Annotated in this window: 1 protein-coding gene; it reads left to right on the forward strand. The window is 47.2% G+C overall.

From position 1 onward, the window contains the following. Positions 1-83 precede the first annotated feature (83 nt). Positions 84-631 (forward strand): class A beta-lactamase (gene bla, locus ACQG07_RS19230; protein ID WP_122766341.1); only part of this gene is annotated, 548 nt, incomplete at its 3' end.

Consider the following 631-nt stretch of genomic DNA (forward strand, 5'->3'; position numbering starts at 1 on the left):
CGATATCTACACGGCTTAATTGTCGTCGGCAGCGTCAGATGTGTATAAGAGACAGGCTTCAATAATATTGAAAAAGGAAGAGTATGAGTATTCAACATTTCCGTGTCGCCCTTATTCCCTTTTTTGCGGCATTTTGCCTTCCTGTTTTTGCTCACCCAGAAACGCTGGTGAAAGTAAAAGATGCTGAAGATCAGTTGGGTGCACGAGTGGGTTACATCGAACTGGATCTCAACAGCGGTAAGATCCTTGAGAGTTTTCGCCCCGAAGAACGTTTTCCAATGATGAGCACTTTTAAAGTTCTGCTATGTGGCGCGGTATTATCCCGTATTGACGCCGGGCAAGAGCAACTCGGTCGCCGCATACACTATTCTCAGAATGACTTGGTTGAGTACTCACCAGTCACAGAAAAGCATCTTACGGATGGCATGACAGTAAGAGAATTATGCAGTGCTGCCATAACCATGAGTGATAACACTGCGGCCAACTTACTTCTGACAACGATCGGAGGACCGAAGGAGCTAACCGCTTTTTTGCACAACATGGGGGATCATGTAACTCGCCTTGATCGTTGGGAACCGGAGCTGAATGAAGCCATACCAAACGACGAGCGTGACACCACGATGCCTGTAGC

Source organism: Plantibacter sp. 2H11-2, from assembly GCF_050031945.1.
Lineage (GTDB): Bacteria > Actinomycetota > Actinomycetes > Actinomycetales > Microbacteriaceae > Plantibacter > Plantibacter auratus.